General features: G+C 41.3%; 34 protein-coding genes and 1 pseudogene. 14 read left to right on the plus strand and 21 right to left on the minus strand.

The genetic code is table 11. From position 1 onward, the window contains the following. From lysC to PR833_RS11820, 18 genes and pseudogenes are all read right to left on the minus strand, one after another. Positions 1-183 (minus strand): Rz1-like lysis system protein LysC (gene lysC / locus PR833_RS20440; protein ID WP_442959665.1); only part of this gene is annotated, 183 nt, incomplete at its 3' end. Next, positions 98-475, minus strand: coding sequence for a hypothetical protein (locus tag PR833_RS11745; RefSeq protein WP_272526154.1), 378 nt, complete (start codon positions 473-475; stop codon positions 98-100). The genes lysC and PR833_RS11745, both read right to left, overlap by 86 nt. 1 nt (position 476) lies before the next feature. Then, complete coding sequence (locus tag PR833_RS11750; RefSeq protein WP_129765351.1) at positions 477-809, minus strand: M15 family metallopeptidase; 333 nt, start codon at positions 807-809, stop codon at positions 477-479. Then, positions 796-1,089: a phage holin family protein gene (locus PR833_RS11755; RefSeq protein WP_004918415.1), complete on the minus strand. Its 294-nt coding sequence runs from the start codon at positions 1,087-1,089 to the stop codon at positions 796-798. The genes PR833_RS11750 and PR833_RS11755 overlap by 14 nt, the downstream gene beginning before the upstream one ends. Further along, entirely contained in the window at positions 1,086-1,475 is a 390-nt protein-coding gene (locus tag PR833_RS11760; protein WP_014656499.1) for a putative holin, read from the minus strand. The genes PR833_RS11755 and PR833_RS11760 overlap by 4 nt, the downstream gene beginning before the upstream one ends. Before the next feature lie 674 nt (positions 1,476-2,149). Then, positions 2,150-2,788 (minus strand): DUF1133 family protein, encoded by a 639-nt coding sequence (locus PR833_RS11765; protein ID WP_154640066.1) that lies wholly within the window; start codon positions 2,786-2,788, stop codon positions 2,150-2,152. Beyond that, complete coding sequence (locus PR833_RS11770; protein ID WP_272526155.1) at positions 2,785-3,012, minus strand: protein ninH; 228 nt, start codon at positions 3,010-3,012, stop codon at positions 2,785-2,787. The genes PR833_RS11765 and PR833_RS11770 overlap by 4 nt, the downstream gene beginning before the upstream one ends. Continuing rightward, the gene (locus PR833_RS11775; RefSeq protein WP_004916469.1) at positions 3,002-3,604 is read right to left on the minus strand and encodes a recombination protein NinG; all 603 of its coding nucleotides are present in this window, start codon (positions 3,602-3,604) and stop codon (positions 3,002-3,004) included. Before PR833_RS11775 ends, PR833_RS11770 begins: the two co-directional genes overlap by 11 nt. 68 nt (positions 3,605-3,672) lie before the next feature. Next, on the minus strand, positions 3,673-3,885 hold the full coding sequence (locus PR833_RS11780; RefSeq protein ID WP_272526156.1) for a DUF7740 domain-containing protein: 213 nt from the start codon (positions 3,883-3,885) through the stop codon (positions 3,673-3,675). Positions 3,886-4,099: 214 nt separating this feature from the next. Then, positions 4,100-4,546 (minus strand): recombination protein NinB, encoded by a 447-nt coding sequence (locus tag PR833_RS11785; protein ID WP_104873294.1) that lies wholly within the window; start codon positions 4,544-4,546, stop codon positions 4,100-4,102. Position 4,547: 1 nt separating this feature from the next. Continuing rightward, positions 4,548-4,832, minus strand: coding sequence for a hypothetical protein (locus tag PR833_RS11790; RefSeq protein WP_004916479.1), 285 nt, complete (start codon positions 4,830-4,832; stop codon positions 4,548-4,550). After that, positions 4,829-5,005, minus strand: coding sequence for a hypothetical protein (locus tag PR833_RS11795; RefSeq protein WP_154635346.1), 177 nt, complete (start codon positions 5,003-5,005; stop codon positions 4,829-4,831). The genes PR833_RS11790 and PR833_RS11795 overlap by 4 nt, the downstream gene beginning before the upstream one ends. A gap of 168 nt (positions 5,006-5,173) precedes the next feature. Further along, complete coding sequence (locus PR833_RS20445) at positions 5,174-5,320, minus strand: hypothetical protein (protein WP_418312482.1); 147 nt, start codon at positions 5,318-5,320, stop codon at positions 5,174-5,176. 43 nt (positions 5,321-5,363) lie between these two features. Beyond that, entirely contained in the window at positions 5,364-5,630 is a 267-nt protein-coding gene (locus PR833_RS11800) for a hypothetical protein (protein WP_272526157.1), read from the minus strand. Continuing rightward, positions 5,627-6,994, minus strand: coding sequence for a replicative DNA helicase (locus tag PR833_RS11805; protein ID WP_272526177.1), 1,368 nt, complete (start codon positions 6,992-6,994; stop codon positions 5,627-5,629). Before PR833_RS11805 ends, PR833_RS11800 begins: the two co-directional genes overlap by 4 nt. Positions 6,995-7,695: 701 nt before the next feature. After that, positions 7,696-8,169: pseudogene (locus PR833_RS11810) on the minus strand (replication protein); the annotation flags it as partial. A gap of 266 nt (positions 8,170-8,435) precedes the next feature. Further along, on the minus strand, positions 8,436-8,783 hold the full coding sequence (locus PR833_RS11815) for a hypothetical protein (protein WP_272526158.1): 348 nt from the start codon (positions 8,781-8,783) through the stop codon (positions 8,436-8,438). Positions 8,784-8,887: 104 nt separating this feature from the next. Further along, complete coding sequence (locus tag PR833_RS11820; protein WP_036943298.1) at positions 8,888-9,097, minus strand: helix-turn-helix transcriptional regulator; 210 nt, start codon at positions 9,095-9,097, stop codon at positions 8,888-8,890. 107 nt (positions 9,098-9,204) lie between these two features. Between PR833_RS11820 and PR833_RS11825 the strand changes: the two genes are divergently transcribed. Further along, positions 9,205-9,852: a LexA family protein gene (locus PR833_RS11825; RefSeq protein WP_036943295.1), complete on the plus strand. Its 648-nt coding sequence runs from the start codon at positions 9,205-9,207 to the stop codon at positions 9,850-9,852. 18 nt (positions 9,853-9,870) lie between these two features. Here PR833_RS11825 and PR833_RS11830 read toward each other — a convergent pair whose 3' ends face one another. Next, entirely contained in the window at positions 9,871-10,065 is a 195-nt protein-coding gene (locus PR833_RS11830) for a hypothetical protein (RefSeq protein ID WP_191864193.1), read from the minus strand. On the opposite strand from PR833_RS11830, the gene PR833_RS11835 reads away from it, so the two are divergent. The 4 genes from PR833_RS11835 (at position 10,064) to PR833_RS11850 (ending at position 12,656) form a co-directional block, all read left to right on the plus strand. Continuing rightward, the gene (locus tag PR833_RS11835) at positions 10,064-10,351 is read left to right on the plus strand and encodes a DUF3024 domain-containing protein (protein ID WP_223854688.1); all 288 of its coding nucleotides are present in this window, start codon (positions 10,064-10,066) and stop codon (positions 10,349-10,351) included. The genes PR833_RS11830 and PR833_RS11835 overlap by 2 nt on opposite strands. Before the next feature lie 49 nt (positions 10,352-10,400). After that, positions 10,401-11,144, plus strand: a complete 744-nt coding sequence (locus tag PR833_RS11840) for a HipA family kinase (protein ID WP_121874691.1) — start codon at positions 10,401-10,403, stop codon at positions 11,142-11,144. Next, positions 11,141-11,962: a DUF3037 domain-containing protein gene (locus PR833_RS11845; protein ID WP_121874692.1), complete on the plus strand. Its 822-nt coding sequence runs from the start codon at positions 11,141-11,143 to the stop codon at positions 11,960-11,962. Before PR833_RS11840 ends, PR833_RS11845 begins: the two co-directional genes overlap by 4 nt. A 379-nt stretch (positions 11,963-12,341) precedes the next feature. Further along, on the plus strand, positions 12,342-12,656 hold the full coding sequence (locus PR833_RS11850) for a transcriptional antitermination N peptide (protein WP_225829589.1): 315 nt from the start codon (positions 12,342-12,344) through the stop codon (positions 12,654-12,656). Positions 12,657-12,943: 287 nt separating this feature from the next. Here the strand turns inward: PR833_RS11850 and PR833_RS11855 are convergent, their stop codons facing one another. Together PR833_RS11855 and PR833_RS11860 are read right to left on the minus strand one after the other, a co-directional pair. Then, positions 12,944-13,069, minus strand: coding sequence for a hypothetical protein (locus tag PR833_RS11855; protein WP_272526159.1), 126 nt, complete (start codon positions 13,067-13,069; stop codon positions 12,944-12,946). After that, positions 13,062-13,577: a hypothetical protein gene (locus PR833_RS11860; RefSeq protein ID WP_272526160.1), complete on the minus strand. Its 516-nt coding sequence runs from the start codon at positions 13,575-13,577 to the stop codon at positions 13,062-13,064. Before PR833_RS11860 ends, PR833_RS11855 begins: the two co-directional genes overlap by 8 nt. Positions 13,578-13,745: 168 nt before the next feature. On the opposite strand from PR833_RS11860, the gene PR833_RS11865 reads away from it, so the two are divergent. From PR833_RS11865 to ssb, 9 genes are all read left to right on the plus strand, one after another. After that, positions 13,746-13,934, plus strand: coding sequence for a hypothetical protein (locus PR833_RS11865; protein ID WP_272526161.1), 189 nt, complete (start codon positions 13,746-13,748; stop codon positions 13,932-13,934). 17 nt (positions 13,935-13,951) lie between these two features. Continuing rightward, on the plus strand, positions 13,952-14,149 hold the full coding sequence (locus tag PR833_RS11870) for a hypothetical protein (RefSeq protein ID WP_272526162.1): 198 nt from the start codon (positions 13,952-13,954) through the stop codon (positions 14,147-14,149). Further along, entirely contained in the window at positions 14,146-14,358 is a 213-nt protein-coding gene (locus PR833_RS11875) for a hypothetical protein (protein WP_163762135.1), read from the plus strand. The genes PR833_RS11870 and PR833_RS11875 overlap by 4 nt, the downstream gene beginning before the upstream one ends. A 1-nt stretch (position 14,359) precedes the next feature. Next, a complete protein-coding gene (locus tag PR833_RS11880) occupies positions 14,360-14,653 on the plus strand; it encodes a hypothetical protein (protein WP_226693981.1) in 294 nt (97 codons plus the stop codon). 98 nt (positions 14,654-14,751) lie between these two features. Further along, entirely contained in the window at positions 14,752-15,141 is a 390-nt protein-coding gene (locus tag PR833_RS11885) for a hypothetical protein (protein ID WP_272526163.1), read from the plus strand. 252 nt (positions 15,142-15,393) lie between these two features. After that, positions 15,394-15,666 (plus strand): hypothetical protein, encoded by a 273-nt coding sequence (locus PR833_RS11890; RefSeq protein ID WP_150376433.1) that lies wholly within the window; start codon positions 15,394-15,396, stop codon positions 15,664-15,666. A gap of 33 nt (positions 15,667-15,699) precedes the next feature. Beyond that, entirely contained in the window at positions 15,700-16,116 is a 417-nt protein-coding gene (locus tag PR833_RS11895; RefSeq protein WP_272526164.1) for a hypothetical protein, read from the plus strand. 14 nt (positions 16,117-16,130) lie between these two features. Then, a complete protein-coding gene (locus PR833_RS11900) occupies positions 16,131-17,003 on the plus strand; it encodes an ATP-binding protein (RefSeq protein WP_272526165.1) in 873 nt (290 codons plus the stop codon). Beyond that, positions 17,004-17,570, plus strand: coding sequence for a single-stranded DNA-binding protein (gene ssb / locus PR833_RS11905; protein WP_272526166.1), 567 nt, complete (start codon positions 17,004-17,006; stop codon positions 17,568-17,570). Positions 17,571-17,585: the final 15 nt, after the last annotated feature.

Genomic DNA, 17,585 nt, shown 5'->3' on the forward strand with positions numbered 1-17,585 from the left:
GTCTGAGTTACATTGCTCAATAACCGATAACAGGGAGATGTTTAACATTAACGATTCACCCCATGTCATTTGTTCTGGTATGTATGGTAATAGACAATCAGCGGTTAGGTGTGCTGGTATCGCTATGTGCTCCACTGGCACGTATTCTTTCTGAATAGTCGTGCATCCTGATAAGAGCGTCACTAGGAATAGCAGTATTGGCGCAATCATTATTGACAAGAACAGTTTTGATAACCGTTTTAACTTTTTCAGAATCCACGGCTGACCTATTCCGCTCTTCGCTATTAAGTGATGAGACATTATTGATAATCCTGAATGTGCGGTTGGCGTTTTCTGTAATGGCTTGCTGGCGAGATAACTGATTGGTTGCTGTGTTGTAATCTTTGCTCAGCTTGTCGTAATCATCTATTACCCACCATAGCCAGAATGCAGATATTGCCAGTAGTCCAGCTAATACCTTAGTTAGCGTGTTCATATCACTTAACGCCATTGTGCTCTAACGAGTAGTGATTACCGTCATTGAATCGACCGCCCCACGTACCGCCGATAGACTCCCAGTATTCACCTAGCAACTTATGGTCTGTTGTCTGGGTTAAATATTTACCATCTTTGAATAGATTGAAGTCCACCGCTAACCGCTGAGTGTGTAGGCTGTTTTTAATGCCTGAACCCGATTTGGCATTCAATGCCGCTTGCTCTGGTGTTCGGTATGCTTCTGAAAACGTCAGCTCATATCCGTTGTCGTAGGCAAAGATAATTAAGTCCGCAATCATGCGGGTGAATTTTCGTTGTTTCTCACCGAGTGTCATTTTTACTAACCCCTCTAAATATTTGCATCACATTCCCACGACTAAGAATTATTAGCGCGCATAGCGTGATATTGATTCCGACTTCAAATGGATCTGCATGCGCGTAGTCATTCGTTAATATGCGTAGTGGGATAGAACCAAGCATAACAATGAGAACCCATGCTATAAGTGACGGAAAGAATTTGTATTTAGCGCCGTTACGCTCATAGTTAACAAGGCGAATAACAGCGAATAAGCATGAGAAAAAATTGACGTAAATCCAAAACATTGAGATGGTCATCTTCCACCTCCTCTGAATTTATCTATCAGGTTGTTAATAACGTTGTTGATACTGTCTGTGAGAGCACCGGGTTTAGATATTGTTACCAATACACCAACCAAACCAGCCGATGAGAACATAGCACCAACAGAGCGATCAACCTCTCTATCTCCGATAATGCCACTCAGTAGTGACGACATGAAATCAGCGCCTAATATCCCAATCGCAAATGCAACTGTGAAATACGCCCATCGTTTTAACAGACGGATATCATGAGCAGACAATACAAATATCACCGCCCCTGCGAACGCACCGATTACAACGCCTGCGTCCATACCTGAATAGAGACCTACAATAGAGACACCCGCTAACGAGGCGGTTGCTGTGCCTGTTAACGGCTCTTGCATATATGTAGTCCTGATTAGTTAATAGAAAGCCGCGCACAGCTCTTTAGTGAGGGTAAAGATTAGAAGCTGAGTCTGTGGCGGCTGTATACGAAAAAGGCCGCACTAGGCGACCTGTTAAATGTGAACTTGTAAGCAATCCTTACAGCTTTAATTGGCGACACCGGAATTCCGGCATCGGAACAATATTAAACGTTATAAATAGACTGTCAGATAAAGTTTGTTTCTTTTTTTAAATTGGTTGGTTAAAATAAAAGACAACCAAGAGTTTTTTTTGGTTTTGCTATAAACATGATTTGCAATCTTTTGCCACCATCCTAAAAAGTTGGTGGCTTTTTTATGCTCACTCGAATTCATCAAGCATATAAACCCTTGCAATGCAAAAAGCCCCACCGAAGTGAGGCTCTATTAATTAAGCATAATCCCTTGCCGGGGATAACGCTCAGATCGGAGATGTCAGGACCCCACGACCGTACTTACTTAACACACAAGTACAATAATGAAAATATGCATTATTTTCAATGTTTATAAACTAAAACCCCACCGAAGTGAGGCTCTAGAATCGGAACTTTTCAGCCCGTAATCAGCAGGTAATCTCTTACCCTCTTTAATCTATATGTCTGCTCTTTGCTTTTACGAGCGAGCATACACTAAATATACATATTCATAACTTATTTTCAAGTGATTTTTGAAATATTTTTATATTCAACTCCAAGTTGTGAGCGCTCTCTCGCTATTTCATCTTGTAGCACCATGTATAACTTCGCATTAAATAATGTAATGCACCATCGAACACGATCAATACATTGTTTAGTGGTAAGCCAAGGCGCTACTTGTTTTTGGATGTAATTTGCGAGTGTTTGCATCGTATTTCTGCCAAGATAGTAATCGGTAGCGACAACATAAACAGGATTGGACTTGTCGAACGCTTTCAATATTGCCTTCTCTACAAAATCAGCTTCATCTACATCGTTGGCGCGCTGAAACATGTTGCTGAGTGATTGTTTAGGAAATAATATTGCTCTGGCTTTTTCTTCAAGTTCCTGTCCTGTATAGCCTTCCTTCTTTAGTTGTTCAAACACCTTAGTGAAGCGTTCTATATTTTCTCCTGACCATCCAGTAACAAATCGCCAGATGCTTCCAGATCCCCAAGACAACCCAAGATAACTATCATCTTTCATTTCCCCAGCCCACATAGATATAATTGCCCTTACCCATCTATCTTGTGACGGGGTTAACCTCCTTGCTTTACCTAAATAAGATTTTCTAGGCAAATTAGCTACGTATCTATAAGCATCAGATTTAAGCCCCTTCATATCACCCCCGCCAATACTTTACTCTTTCCTTTTATCGCTCCGCCGATTCCACCGCGATGTATAACCATAAGCTGCCCATTTACAATGATGTGCTTTTCTGCCTTTACGTCGAATGCGTACTTCCTTACTGTATTTCGCGATGCGCTTATCCAGCCAGCTACCTTGGTTTGATTTCCTCTGGCTTTGATGAGTAATTCTGGAATGGTTGTTATCTCAGCCTGCATCTTTCAGCTCCTTTAACTTCTTCCGATAGTGATCACGTATCCGCTCATAATCCTCGCGCTTCCACTTTGGCAACTCATGAGAACCCATCAGACGATCGAAACGTTCCTGACCGATTTTTTCTATTAGTCGAGGCGTGTAATTTTCGATATTTCCCGATAGATGGTTATTGCATGGGGCGCATTGTTTATGGCAGTTATCTTCATCGAACCTAAGTTCTGGATTAGCGCCGGTTGTTCGATAGTGTCCTGCGTGATACTGACCTGCGTGAAAACGCCCACACGAGATGCAAGGCTCATCCTTGTCTCTTTCTCTGATAAATGCGTTGAATGCGGTCTGTGCTTGTTTGGTGAAATATGAGAGGGGTTTTACTGCTAACTTGCGGGCTTTGAGTTTATCGCGGGCTTTTACTTCTTTTTGTTTCTGCTCTTTCTTGAGTTTAGCTTCTAGTTTTTCTCTCTCCTTACTTCGTCGCTTGATTGCTAATTCAGCTCCATGTTCCGGACAACACCACCAAATATTATCGTACGACGGGTGAAATATTACTTTGCATATTTTACATTTTCGCCGCACCGATTTTCTCGGTTTTTGCATCTACACCTCCACAAGACCTATAACCAAAGTAACAATCGAAAAGAATAGAATGACGTGTCGGGTTCTAATCATCGCTTCAACTCCCACTCCGCAAGTGTAATAACAAGCATCGGATTACTGCTGCTTTCAATTGTTAGCATTGACTTATACGCTAAGTGCTCCTTGAATTTGCACTTTAATAGCCCTGCACACTTCCTGACGGCTTCATTAGACTTATGGATAGCCCAACATAGCTTTAACGTTGTTAATGCGTTCATAAACGCTTCTGCTTCGTTTTTCATCTCCACATCCTATTAATCATTGTTCGCGGTGTTGGCTTGAGCCATTTTTGGGTTGGTAGATTGACTGATACGTCGAAATATTTCGGGTTAATATTGAGCATTTTGACTGGGGAATAGCCTTGCCTTCGATAATGCTCACAAAGCCTTTCTGCTTCTTCGTAAGTGAGAAGTCTGTGTATGTGGGGTTCTGTCATCTCTCTTGCTGCTCCTTGAGTTATTCCCTGTGACCGTAGTAGTTATATTCATAACGAGTTGTACGCAGCTTCACGCCGTTTTCTACCGCCCAAGCTGTCGAGTATTCAATTAAGCTACTCATGCGCTTCTTGCCCATTTGAGACGTACTCTCTCGTATGTTTAATAGCTCACCTTCAATTCCCCTAATTAACGGTGACTCTTTCGCTCCTGTAGTAACCATCCAGTGGCCAGACACAAAGACATTCTTCCACTGCCATAATTTCAGTGGCTCATTGTTGAGTGTCATTTGCTTTGACACATCACCACATAGCGCATGGAACATGTCGTTCTGCGGTAGTGTTCGGCTGGATTCTGAGATTTTTACTTCTAGGGGGAATTCTTCGTTGAGGGGTAGAGCATTTATTGTGGCTATTAGGTTTTCACGTATTCGTTTATTTCTTAGAAGAAACTTTGTGGCTTTCTCCAAGTTAGCCTCCTAGTTTTCCTTTGCTGTAAAGTGGCAACCAAACATACCGATAAACAAACGGGATAAAAGCTGTAAAGAACTCATTAAATTGATGCTCTCTAAATCCTGTCGCTTCGTCGACCATTGCAATTAGTGGTGAGGTTGGCTTTCTTGGCAAATCAACGCCATAGATACGGCTAAAATTACTAACTAACTCGCTTTCATCTAAACAGCGTTCTACCACTTCGATAAACATTGGCTCAGTGGCTAGCGTTTTTAAAATTTCATCTGGTAGCTTATCGCTCACTGTTGGCTCTCCTGTTCCCCAATTAGCGTTAACTTAACAATCTCAATAACCCCTATTGCTTCAGCTAAGCTTATTTCACCGTCATATTCGTGGATTAATTCCAGCATGCGTTTAGATAACTCACCATTAGCTTGGAATTTTTTATCGATGGGTAATTTGGTGATGTTCATCATTCACCCTCTGGCATTGGTGGGATTAACTCCGTTAACGTTGTTCCTTTCATCACTCAACACCTCGCTTAATTGACTGATTTAGCTCTTTAATTCGATTAGCGCACTCTTCCATTTTGTCGAGTAATTCAAATACAAGTTTGAAGTCGATATTGTTCATCCTAAAAATCCTCATTCTGAAAAATAAACTTTGCATTCACACTTAGGGCAACACTTGTCTTTGGTGTGAGTAAGTCGCTTATTTTTGATTAATTTTGCATCTAGTAAATTGTAGATGTGTAGACATCGGTAACACATAACTCGCTTGTCTATGTTCATCTAGAAGTCCTTATGATTTGGTGTGTTCCTCCGCAGGACCACGCTAATTAATATTTATGTTTGATTGCTTGCTAGCAACTCGAATGAAATGGCGCAATAGCTCAATGTTCATCCAGCTTTTTTCTGTTAAATGGAAAATCCATGTCACTAGTTTTTCAGCGGTATCGCAGGAGGAAATTAGGATCTCGTATTCGTCTAGGTCTGTATCACCATGCTTAAAAACAAAGTGTGTTTTATCAACTTTTAAAGTGGCATTTAAGGCATTTAGTTTATCTATATAATTATCAGAATTTAGCTTTTCTAAACTCATACATCTGCTCCTTGAAATCGTCTTTGTTGAGGTTTCGAACTTTGCAGGCAAGCATTAGCAGCTTCCATCTGGTCAACATCCATAAAGTGACCATTTTTGAATCGCTGATATACCGTTCCTGTTTTTCCAAACCTATTTTTAGTAACTATTATTTCTGCGTAAGGTGCTGCGGAGGAATTTTCATTATACACAGCATCACGATAGAGCATGATGATGGAGTCAGCATCCTGCTCAATGCTTCCCGAGTCGCGCAAGTCACCATTAACGGGCCGTTTGTTTGGTCGCTTCTCAACATCTCGTGAAAGCTGGCTAAGTGAGATAACTGGGGTTAGTAATTCTTTAGCCATCCCCTTGAGATTTGATGAGATATAACCAATTGCAAGGTCGTTACGCTCTGCTTTTGGTTTTTCTATCAAGCCCAAGTAATCGACTAGAATTAATGCCAATGATGGATATTGCTGCTTGTGGCGTTTTGCTATGGCCCTGATTTGGTCCACATCGAGTTTACTTGCATCGACAATCCACACATCCAAATCTTGGACACGACCGATACCATCGGAAACTCTTGCCCATCCTTCATCATCCATTTTTGCAGGGTTTCTCAGTGATGAAACTGATAGGCCCGATGCCCCAGCAATTTGACGCTCCATGATTTGACGTGAACTCATTTCCATTGAGAAAATCAGAACGCCTTTCTTGTGCCCTGTTTTTTTATCGACTTGTGAAGCTACGCCCTCGGTTACTCGCAATGCAAACTCGGTTTTCCCCATTGCGGGACGGGCCGCGACGATAACGAGATCCACAGCGTTGATACCGCCAGTAATTTCATCAAGTTCAGGAATGCCAGTTTTCAACGTGTCTGACTCATCGCCATTAGTTAGCCGTTGTTCTAACACTTCCGTAAAATCTGCTATCAGGTCCTTGGTGTGAACTGGTTTAATTTCATCGTTAGCGGCCCGTAGTTCGCTGGCTTTTTTAACAAACTGATCCATTGCCCGGGAGGCGGCGTCAATCGTGCCAGACTCGATAACGTGCCGATATTGATCCATCAGTTTAATCATTTCGCGTCTATTGTGATTATCAGTCACCATCTTAGCATAGCCTTTCAAGTTTGCTGCGCTTGGGCAGTCTTTAGCGGCTTGCATGATATCTGCGAAATGCTTGTCACCCATTGCCTCGGCAACCATCATTAAATCAATCATGCCGCGAGTTTTGGCTTGTTTCTGAATGACTTTGTAAGTTTCTCTGTAAAAGTGAGATCCGAATGCTTCGGGTTTTAAAGTGGCGAGCACATCTGATGCATTAAGTGTTAATCCTTCTTTCAGCAAGCCACCAATCACACTTGCTTCGATTTGCTGATTAATCATTGATAAACTCCTGTTAAACTTGGCTTTCCTTCCTTGACTGCTGTCAGTGTTTTTTCTTTCAGCAGGTGATCAATATCGGCTACCCATCCCGAGTCATTGTCGCCAAAGTAAAACGGCTTGGCCATTCTCACAAAGGCGCGAACATAGGCCCGCCAGCCATCTACGTTAGGTGTGGCGAGCTTTTCAATCAGTTTTTTGAAATTACGCTTACGCTCCGAGTTAACAACTCTTGCGTGTGGCAAGCGGTCGCCCACTTCCTCGTTGTACGCATCAAGGTATTCTTGGTAGTACCCAGCAGGTTTTTTATCAATCTCCCCCTCGTTCGCGTTAACAACCGAAATGCCGCCAACCTCGTAAACCTCGTTGATGGAGGTTTCCCTGAGCATCACAATGCCAGCAGGGAGCTGCTGAAGTTTGAAAATAGATTTTTCTCTAGGGGATTTCTGGTCTAGCTCAATACCACAACTCGCGCCATGAGCATTGGTGACATACAGGTCAACCTTGCCCTTACGTCCATCACCGCGATCGGCAACCGTGTATTCCCGCTGACACAGGCACCCTGATTTTAAAATCTCTGCTTCCACAGCGTTGTGAAGCTCTTTGGCTGTCGAGCAATTGAATTTACCCTGCAGGAGTTTAATGAGCTCATCACGAAAAATTAAATTATCCGCCTCGCCCCCCTGAAGGGTATGGGTAGTATTGTCTTTCTTTTCTTTTGTAATAGTTTCTTTTGTGTGTCCCTGTTTTGGTGACAGCGCTGTCACGCTTTTGGTGACACTTTTTGTCACTGTTTTGGTGACAATGACACCGTTTTGGTGACAATCAGGAATATCCCACTCAGTTAGGTTTTTATTAGGCCCTATCGCCATACCAACTTTCACTATAACTTTCATAGCGATAAGCTCATTTTTTGCCTTGTTAACTTTCTGCCTTGGTAGTCTAGTTAACTCTGCCAACTGACTGTCTGATATGCGGTCTGTTTTCTTATTAAACCCATAAGTTTTCCTGCAAATAGCATGAGCAACTTTTGCCTGATTCTTTGTTAGGTTTGCGCCAATTAATTCTTCGTAAAGTTCGTTAGCTAATTTTGTATAGCCATTATCAAGATCTGCCACGTTAGGCCTCTCTTGCCGTCGTTGATTACCAAAATCTGCATATGCAACGTTACTCATGCGGTTCCCCTCCCAATAGTTCTTTCCTGTGAGCATTCCTTAGTTTTGCATCTTCAAAAGCTTCTCTAAGTCGCTTTATCCCTAGTGGGGTAACTTTCCTGAGCTCCCTATCTCGCATGATGTTTTTATGCACAGCATGATAATTAAAGTCATGATTTCGTTTATTTTTCATGGTATAATTCTCTTATTCCAAAGCTGTATCAGACAAGAGAAACCTAAATTCCCCTTGTCACCATTACTGGTTGTTGATACAGTTGTTTTGATAGTTAAATATCTAAGTTTATTTGAGCCTCATCATTCGCCGTGGTTGGGGCTTTTCTTTTAACCTTTCCCTTCCCTTCAAGAGCCTGAATAACCCTTTCTGCATAATCACCTTCAATCACAACCTTTGTTGGTTTATCACTGATATTTACAGAGTCAGGGGGTAATCCGAACTTACTCACCAACTGGCAAGCTAAATCGAATATTCTGGCTTTATCTCGACTGGATTTTGATGGGTGTATTCCTAGCGCCTTAGCGAGTCCGTTATTACCGACTGAATACATTTGTTGAATGTAAAACGTCATCAATTCGTTTGATGAGCACTCTACTTTGATATTTTTTGCATTTTCCATTTGTTAAATTCCTTTTGACGTAGTTAGTCCGTTGATCACGATCCTGTGAGTGTGTATTGATGTGCGCTTTTTCAGCGCTGAGATGTTAAAGAGCGATTTGGTGCTTATGCTGCTTTTGGTGGGAAAATGTCATCTAGTGAGCATTTCGCACCAAGTTTCTGTAATGCCTCAACGATTACTCGACAATCATTAAGGCTAGGCGTTCTAATACCTAGCTCGTAGTTTGCAATACGAGATTGACCCCATCCGATTGATGAGGCCAAAACAGCCTGAGAAATTCCTAATTTTTTTCGCTGTTCTGCGATGTTATTCATTGTGTGTATCCTCCATGTCTACAACCCCTATTACACACAATATGTGATTAACTGTCAATCACGAATCGTTTAAATACTTACATCACGTTTTGTGTTAAAAGATAAGCATGAAAAAAATAAATGAAATTATCGGCGAAAGACTGAAGTCTATTCGTGAATCTAGAGGATTAAGCCAAGCGCAACTTGCAAAGCTGTGCGGATATTCCGCGGCTTCTAGAATTGGAAATTATGAACTTGGGGAAAGAAAGATAAGTGCTGATGATGCTTTAGTTATCAGCGAGGCTTTAGGTGTTTCACCTGCGGAATTGATGTTTGGTGATAGAAGCGATCAGGTTGTTAGTAACTATGAGTACCCTCTATTCACGAAGGTACAGGCTGGCGCATTTACAGGTAATAGCAACACTTACACCGAAAAAGATGCGATTGCATGGATACCAACAGCTAGAAAAGCAAGTGATGACGCATTCTGGCTTGAAGTTGAGGGGCATTCAATGACCGCACCTCAAGGTGGGCGTCCTAGTTTCCCAGAAGGGATGCTAATACTTGTAGACCCAGAAGAACCTGTAGATATAGGTGATTTCTGCATAGCTAGGCTGCATGGTGATGAATTTACGTTTAAACGATTAATTCGTGAGTCTGGTCAGTGTTATCTTGAGCCATTAAATCCACGATTCGAGATGATACCGATTAATGGCAACTGCACAATCATAGGCAAGGTAATCAAGTCACAATGGCCTGACGACACGTTCATATGAAAAAATTATGGGGTTGTATCAAGCAGCACAAGGTAGAAATAACCGCAGCACTATCCGTGATTGCAATGCTGGTATGGTTTGATTTTGATGATGATGCCATATTCCAACTCTACGAGATGATTTTTGGACGGCCTGACGACACGTTTTAGGAGAATGCATGGCATTTAACGACATTGAGATAGCTAACATTAAGCGGTGTATGGAGTTTTTCATGGAAAAGCGCCGACCTGCTGAACACCTAAGGGATGAGCTGGATTTAAGCTATAGCATTGAAGATGACTCCGTTGTCATATTTGAAGTAAGACGCCTTACTTGGAGTGACGGGCAAGCCCAAGAGCCGATAGCAAAAATTACACATGACAAATCTAACAGCTCTTGGTCTCTGTTTTGGATGGATAAAGACAGCAACTGGCACAACTACGATGAGATAATGCTAGGCAGTTTTTCTGACGCCATTAGGCTCGTTGAAGATGATGCCCGTGGCTGCTTCTTTGGATGACGACACGTTTTAGGGTGTGGTTGACAATATACCAGAGATATTCTTTATTATGAGCAATGACCGTCAATTAGAAGTTACTGAGGTTATCAGAATAATGGAAGCTGGTTCAACAGAACCAGTATTATGTAAGTGTGATGACAATGCCCTTTATGTCATTAAAACCACAGCCTCAGTACCAAGGAAGCAGTTAATACACGAACTGGTAGCCTCAAGCTTAGCTAGGTGTATTGGCTTACCAATACCAGAGTTTGCCGTTGTGTACATTTCTGAGGAACTGATTGATTATCTCCCTCCGGATATCAAAGGTAAGCTTAGTTCTGGATATGCATTTGCATCTTTATTTATACCTGATTCAACACCTATATCATTCACTGATGCACATAAAGCCATAGATTTGTTTAAACAGAAAATGATATATTTATTCGATCGAGTTACTAACAACTCAGATCGGTCTCTATCTGAAATAGATGGAAATGTAAATATTATTTATGATGTTAAAAAACAAAACTACTATTTAATAGACCACAACCTAGCATTTGATGCATCATGTACTCTTGAGCAGTTCGAATACCACGTATATTCACCTAGGCATAGAACGTGGTCATACGATATGATTGATGTTATTTGGATTGAGGATATCATCAAAACTCTCAATGATAATTGCAATGAATTTTTGTTGTCACTACCCAGTGAATGGATAGATGAATTACCAGATAAAGATCATGTTATACAAAACATTATAGACATATTAGCTAGAGGAAAAAACACTCTTTTTAGGAGTTCAATAACATGAATATCCCCCTGCTTTACAGCATAATAAGATATACACCTTACGCAGAAACTGAAGAGTTCGCGAATGTAGGGGTGGTTATTTGTTCACCAAAAACAGGTGAGTTAGCTTTTAGCATTACCAGACATAATGACGCCCGAATCAGACACTTTTTTAAAGATGATTCTATCTTTAATGTTGTTAAGCCTGTAATTGAAGATGAGCTTATGACCGCATCAAAAATAGTTGCTAGCTTAAGCACGCCCGAAAAAATACGCGATTTCTTCTTTAATATTACAGAGCCTAGAGAGTCTGTTTTTCGCTATAGCCCTAGTCGAGTTCTGATGGCAAAAAGTATAAATACAGAATTAGAAAGACTGTTCGCTCAGTTCGTCAAGCAGTCAGGGCATACAAAAGAAAAGCGCGAGGAAGTTTTAGCTAGTGAATTAAGATGCAGATTTCAGCGCCATGAGGAGCTTAAAAATTCCTTTAAAAAGCTTGAACTTGGTGGAGAACTAACCAGGTTCAACATGCCATTAGTTGCCTCTGCTGATGGTGATATTTTATGCGCAATCAAGCCGTTATTGTTTGCTCAAAATGATCCCAGCAAAATGCTTGAGCACTGTGACAAATGGGTAGCCAGAATTAGAAGAGCTGCCAGTGAAAATATATTAAAATTTAGTAATGTATTACTTACTATTGAACATAGTAAAAAATTAAAAACTCATGAGGCTAAAGCCATAGATGAAATCAAGTTTACACTTGATAAGCACAAAATAACTCACTTTGACTTTCGCGATAAAGATTCAATAGTTGATTTTGCAAAATTGAAACTAGGATAAAATAATCTGTATATATTCACTCCAGCCCTCCCCGCGAGGGCTTTTTTGTGTCCGCAATTCCCCGATAGTGTGATCTCTGACACAAATCGTGTCTATAAATAAAAAATTTTCCATTTCAAATCATCACGTTAATTCAATTACAAGCAAATAAACACATTTTGTGGTTGACATCAAAATCACAATTTGTGAATATACTATCCATCAAAGGCAAGGAGCCATAGATAAACAGGATGTTCGCTCTTTAACAGATAGCGCTGAAAAAGCGCAAACCAAAGACAGTATGTTTTGGGATTGGCTAGCTCTGTCGCTATGAGGATAGCGAGAATTGTGGATAGTTGCATCACAGCCAATCACCAAAGCAAACTGTAAGGGGAGAACTATGTGTAACTTTCACGGCTACAACAACGCCAGATTACGCAGAATGGAACGCAGAAAGGCATTGCATGAATCTTACGAGCTAACTAAAAGCTTAAAAGCTGCAATCCATGGCGAACAAGTAGAAGAAACAAAACGCCCTACCTTATCACTAACACGCAAACCAATTAGCCGAGTTGAAAAAGCAATTTCAATTCGCAGCACTAAAGTTTATGACTCAGTAGATAATACCTGCTTACCAAATACTAGCATTTACTCAGTTAAATATAGAAAATCTGGTACGCTGTTGGAATCTGGAGAAGTAACTGCGAGAGCTTAATATAGTGGAAACTCCAATGAGAATTGAATGCCCTGTATGCAAAAGGCTTTTCAACCCAATGAATCCTAAATATCACATTGATAAGTACCACGCGAATGCAAGTGATAATGAGTTGGTTAAAATTAGAGACGCCAAGCGTAAGGTTCTAGGTAGCGAAAAGCCAGTAAAGAACAAGCATTACCTGCTAAAAAGCATAAATAAACACAACGGTTCGCCACCAATGCAAGGCGGATTACCCTCACTAGGGAAGAAAAGATAAACCTCGCAACTGCGGGGTTTTTTATTCCCTAAATTAACACACCTGATAACTGTTGCTTACCTAATGTAGCAATATTTTCAGGCGTTAAAACAAAACAGCCGAGCAGTGAGTTCGGGGTGACGGCGAGATAGAGCCCAAGGATGGGCTTAGTCATGAAATCCAAGTTTTGTTTTGGTAGCTTCAAGGAATAACTTGGTAGCAATGCTCGCATTAGCAAATGCATAATCAACCATTCTGCTAACAACAGCTTCAGCGCCCTTTTCCCTTACCATATCGAGAAGCGTTTTTTTATCTTCATCAGGTAGGTTAACGGCTCTGATCATTGCTTCTAAATTGTTAATGGTGCTTTCGTGAATTTTTATGTTAACAACGTTTAATTTGTTACCAAGAGTATCGGCATTAGCGCAGTCAACACCATCAGCGGTTAACCCCATTTTGTGAATATTAAAAGAATAGGGTTCATCATCGACAACGCCGATTCTCACAGCACCGTCTTGTACTAACCCTCTTTTTTGCAAATAGTCCAACTCTCTTGCTAGTTGGTCTTCTCCGAATTCTTCCAGTAACTCGTTAAATTTATCCTGAGTTATTGGTTTCATTAAGAATTCTCTGTTATTTAATGCTTGAATAATCATTTCTTGCCTCTCAGATAGAACGTGCATGTTGTTTTCCTTTTTCATTGGTGGGGTGAACACATTGTAACCAATTTCTTTGGTGGGGACTAGAGAAACCACTGACGCCCTAAGTGGATAAATAAACGGGCACAGTTAACTAATTACAGTCCATTCTGTGGGCTGTGGTGAGTTGATTAATAGATAGGAGATAGAGATATGTTCGATTACATAAATGAGACTTACGGCTTAAACATCAAAAAAGGCGACCGTGTTCGGTATACATACGGTGATGGCTCAAAAGAAGGAACAATAGTTGGAGTTCATGCGGCTAGCCTAAAAATAAAAATGGATGGCGATGATTATTCAGATATTTATCACCCTACTTGGGAGCTTGAGTATCTCTAGTTAATAACGGAGGGAGTATGACAGATAAAACAGTAGTTAAAGAATTGATGTTGGCTGATATCTCTTTTAGAGATTATTTAGCGGCTGAAGCTATGCAGGGGATTTTAGCCAATCCTGCTCAGCTTGATAACGTCAATGATGAAGCGGCTAAATGGGTAGCAAGGGATGCATATCGCATGGCAGATGCAATGTTAAAGGCTAGGAGTAATAAATGATTTCTATATCTGACTTAATTAATGAAATCGGAAGTGAAAATATATCGTTACAGCTTTTATCAAAGTCTATAGTTTCTATAAAAGAAAGCACTGATAACACGACAGTCTCTTTTGTTACTGATGCTGATTTAGATGAAGAAGCTTTGGTTTTGTGGGTAGATAAAGATGTTTTTAATGAAGCATATGCAATATTAAAGGCTAGGGGGTGATATGGAATTTAAAGGAACGCCTGCGCCGTGGTTAACGGATAGAAATAATTGCCATAGCGGACATATTGCTACGGTTCATGGTTGTGAAAATAACGACTGGGTTGAAATCTGGTCTACTGATTGGCCTGAAAGTGAATCTGTACAAGAAGCAAACGCCCATCTAATTGCAGCAGCACCAGAGTTATTAAGTGAGCTCATTCGACTACGAAACATAGTTGCAAGCTACAAACAGGACAGTGGCGACAATTTAGATATCACTGACGCTGTTATCGCAAAAGCCCTCGGTCAGCAGTAACCCACCGCAACACATTTCATATCGCTATTAATAGTGAGGAATACGCACATAAGGAATTAATTATGAGTAACTTCGGATATTGCGAAGGAGACACCTGTTTGCGTAATGGGTGCCAAGGAACCATAGAACGACATCCAGTGAATAATTGTTCTTGCCATTTAAGCGCTCCTTGCAGTGCATGTACAGCACCTAGCGGATATTGCGATGAGTGCGGATGGGAAGAATCAGAAGATGAAATCATTAATGACTATGTTGTCAGTACAGACAAAGCTACTGGAGCTTATCGCTCATGGGAGCCTAGAAAATTAGACCCGACAAAATTGGATTACTACAGCAAGCCACACTCAGGCTGCTCAATGATTAAAGAAGGTGTTTATCCAGAAGGAATGGATAAAGAAGAAGTTAGGAAAGAAGTCATTGGCACGTTTGGCGGTAGGTTCGAGCACTTTGGTAATGGAAAATTTAAATTTATAGCCTACACGGATTAAGTAATACCTACTGCACCAACACCAGAACCTAAATAACTATGTGAGGCATCACATGGGCGATAACTATTACTACGCAGCATTAATCATTATGACTGCAATCCTATTACCTCTACTGACGAGATAAATCATGCAAATCGATAAACATTTTCTACGTCTGGCTCAGGCACAGGCGCGAATTGCTATAAGCCAACGTTGTGATGATGTTTGGTGGTTAGCAATGGAATTTCTCAAAGCAAGCTATGGGAGGTCTAAGTGAATAAATGCATACAGCTTTTATTGTCAACTTTTGGATGCGACCACTCCTCATCAGGAACAATTATTACTTGTGTCAACGGAAATGACATCAAGCGCATAGACGGTGATTACGGAACAATTATAAGCAAACTACAGTTCACGGAAAAAGAACGCTACGAAAACATTAAGGAAAATGGGCAGCTTGCTGGGTTTATTGATGAAGCAATCGCGGCTGGTGATGGGCAATGGATTGTCGATTACATCAGGAGCAAAGGTAAGGTGGCAGCATGAGAATTTCAGAGTATGAACTCAAGCAAAGGCAGGATGCCGAGAAGCGACGCAGGGAATGCGAGGAAGAAGCTGAATACTATCGCATGGAAAGCTTGGGTGTTCAGCAGCAATCAACACCTACACGATGGATGCGGGGTGATTATGGGTGAGTATCTAGTTAGGTGCTTTCCATCACATAAAAGCTTTGATGCTGCGCTTCAATTTGCAATAAAAGATATGGGATTATCTAGGCAAGGAATGCCACAAGGTATTAACAGCTCAGGAGAGCAACGTGAAGCAAAAAAAGTTTGGCTGTCAAATTTAACTATGGCCAAGTACTACCCTCCTCTGCCACCTCACATAGAACAGCAACGGATCACTGAAAAACAACTTCAATACGCAAAATATTTAGCTAAAGGAATTAGCTCAGGTGGGTATGGGTATGGTGAAGGTAGAAATATGGGAGACTAATTTCGGAGGTAATTATGAAATTTGTAAAAGCATTGCGAAAAAAGGCAAAGCTAAGGCTTGCATTAACGGGTCCTAGTGGTTCAGGGAAAACCTATGGAGCACTGGAAATAGCCAAAGGACTTGGCGGAAAAACAGCAGTAATAGACACGGAGAAAGGAAGTGCCTCACTCTACTCTGACCGATTTGATTTCGACGTACTTGAGTTAGATCCACCATTCAAGCCAGAACGATTTATTGAAGCTATCGGAGCTGCGCAGGAAGCTGGTTACGACAATTTAATAATCGACAGCATTACTCACGAATGGAGCGGTTCAGGAGGCTGTCTTGAATTGCTGGACGAGCTAGCAAAAGCGAAGTATCGAGGTAATACGTGGTCAGCATGGAGTGAAATCACACCACGTCACAATGCATTTCTCGACGCAATTCTACGATCTGACCTGCACATTATCGCAACAATGAGAAGTAAAACGGAAACTGCTCAAGTTGATAAAGGTAACGGTAAGAAAGGCGTAGACAAGCTAGGTATGAAATCAGAGCAACGAGACGGTGTTGAGTATGAATTTACTACTGTTCTAGACTTGAATCATGAAACGCACACAGCAATGGCAAGCAAGGATAGAACAGGATTATTCAGCAACGCCGAAGTCACCCAGTTAAATGAATCAACGGGCAAAAAGCTAATGGATTGGCTTAATGATGGGCGCACCAAAGCTGAGGTGGATTTATCACACTTCACTGATATTGCAATGGAAGCACAAGACATGGATGTACTTAAAAATGCGTTTGGTGAGGCATATAAAGCGCTCAGGGATACACCGGAACAAGCGGAAGCTCAGAAGATATATGAGCTAAGAAAAGAAGAGCTAACTAAACAAGAGGCGACGTAAATGGCTGAAAGAGGCGTCAATAAATCCATCATTCTAGGAAGTTTAGGCGATGATCCGATCGTGAGGTATTCACCAAACGGAACCGCATTTGCTAATTTTTCGGTTGCTACAAGCGAAACGTGGAAAGATAAAAACACAGGCGAGAAACGAGAGCGCACTGATTGGCACAACATTGTCATACAAGGAAAGCTGGCAGAGGTGGCAGGCCAATACCTGAAAAAAGGCAGCCAGGTATACATTGAAGGAAAAATGCGCACTCGTAAGTATCAAGGTAATGACGGGCAAGATAAATACATTACGGAAGTTATCGTTGGCATTGATGGGAAAATGCAAATGTTAGGTGGTCGTGGTGGCGAATCATCAGGCCAAAGCCAAGGTGGTCAAAGCGGTTGGGGTCAACCTCAACAGCCGCAAGCTGCACAACAATTCAGTGGTGGCGGTGCTGCACCTGCACGCTCACAAGCGCCAGCACCACAAAATAATGAGCCGCCCATTGATTTTGATGATGACATCCCCTTTGCCCCTATCGGACTCCCCTACCCACGCCACGCTATTTATGTGATTTAACCAACGCTAAGGTGA

This window comes from Providencia sp. PROV189 (assembly GCF_028480065.1).
In the GTDB taxonomy this organism is placed as follows: Bacteria; Pseudomonadota; Gammaproteobacteria; order Enterobacterales; family Enterobacteriaceae; genus Providencia; species Providencia stuartii.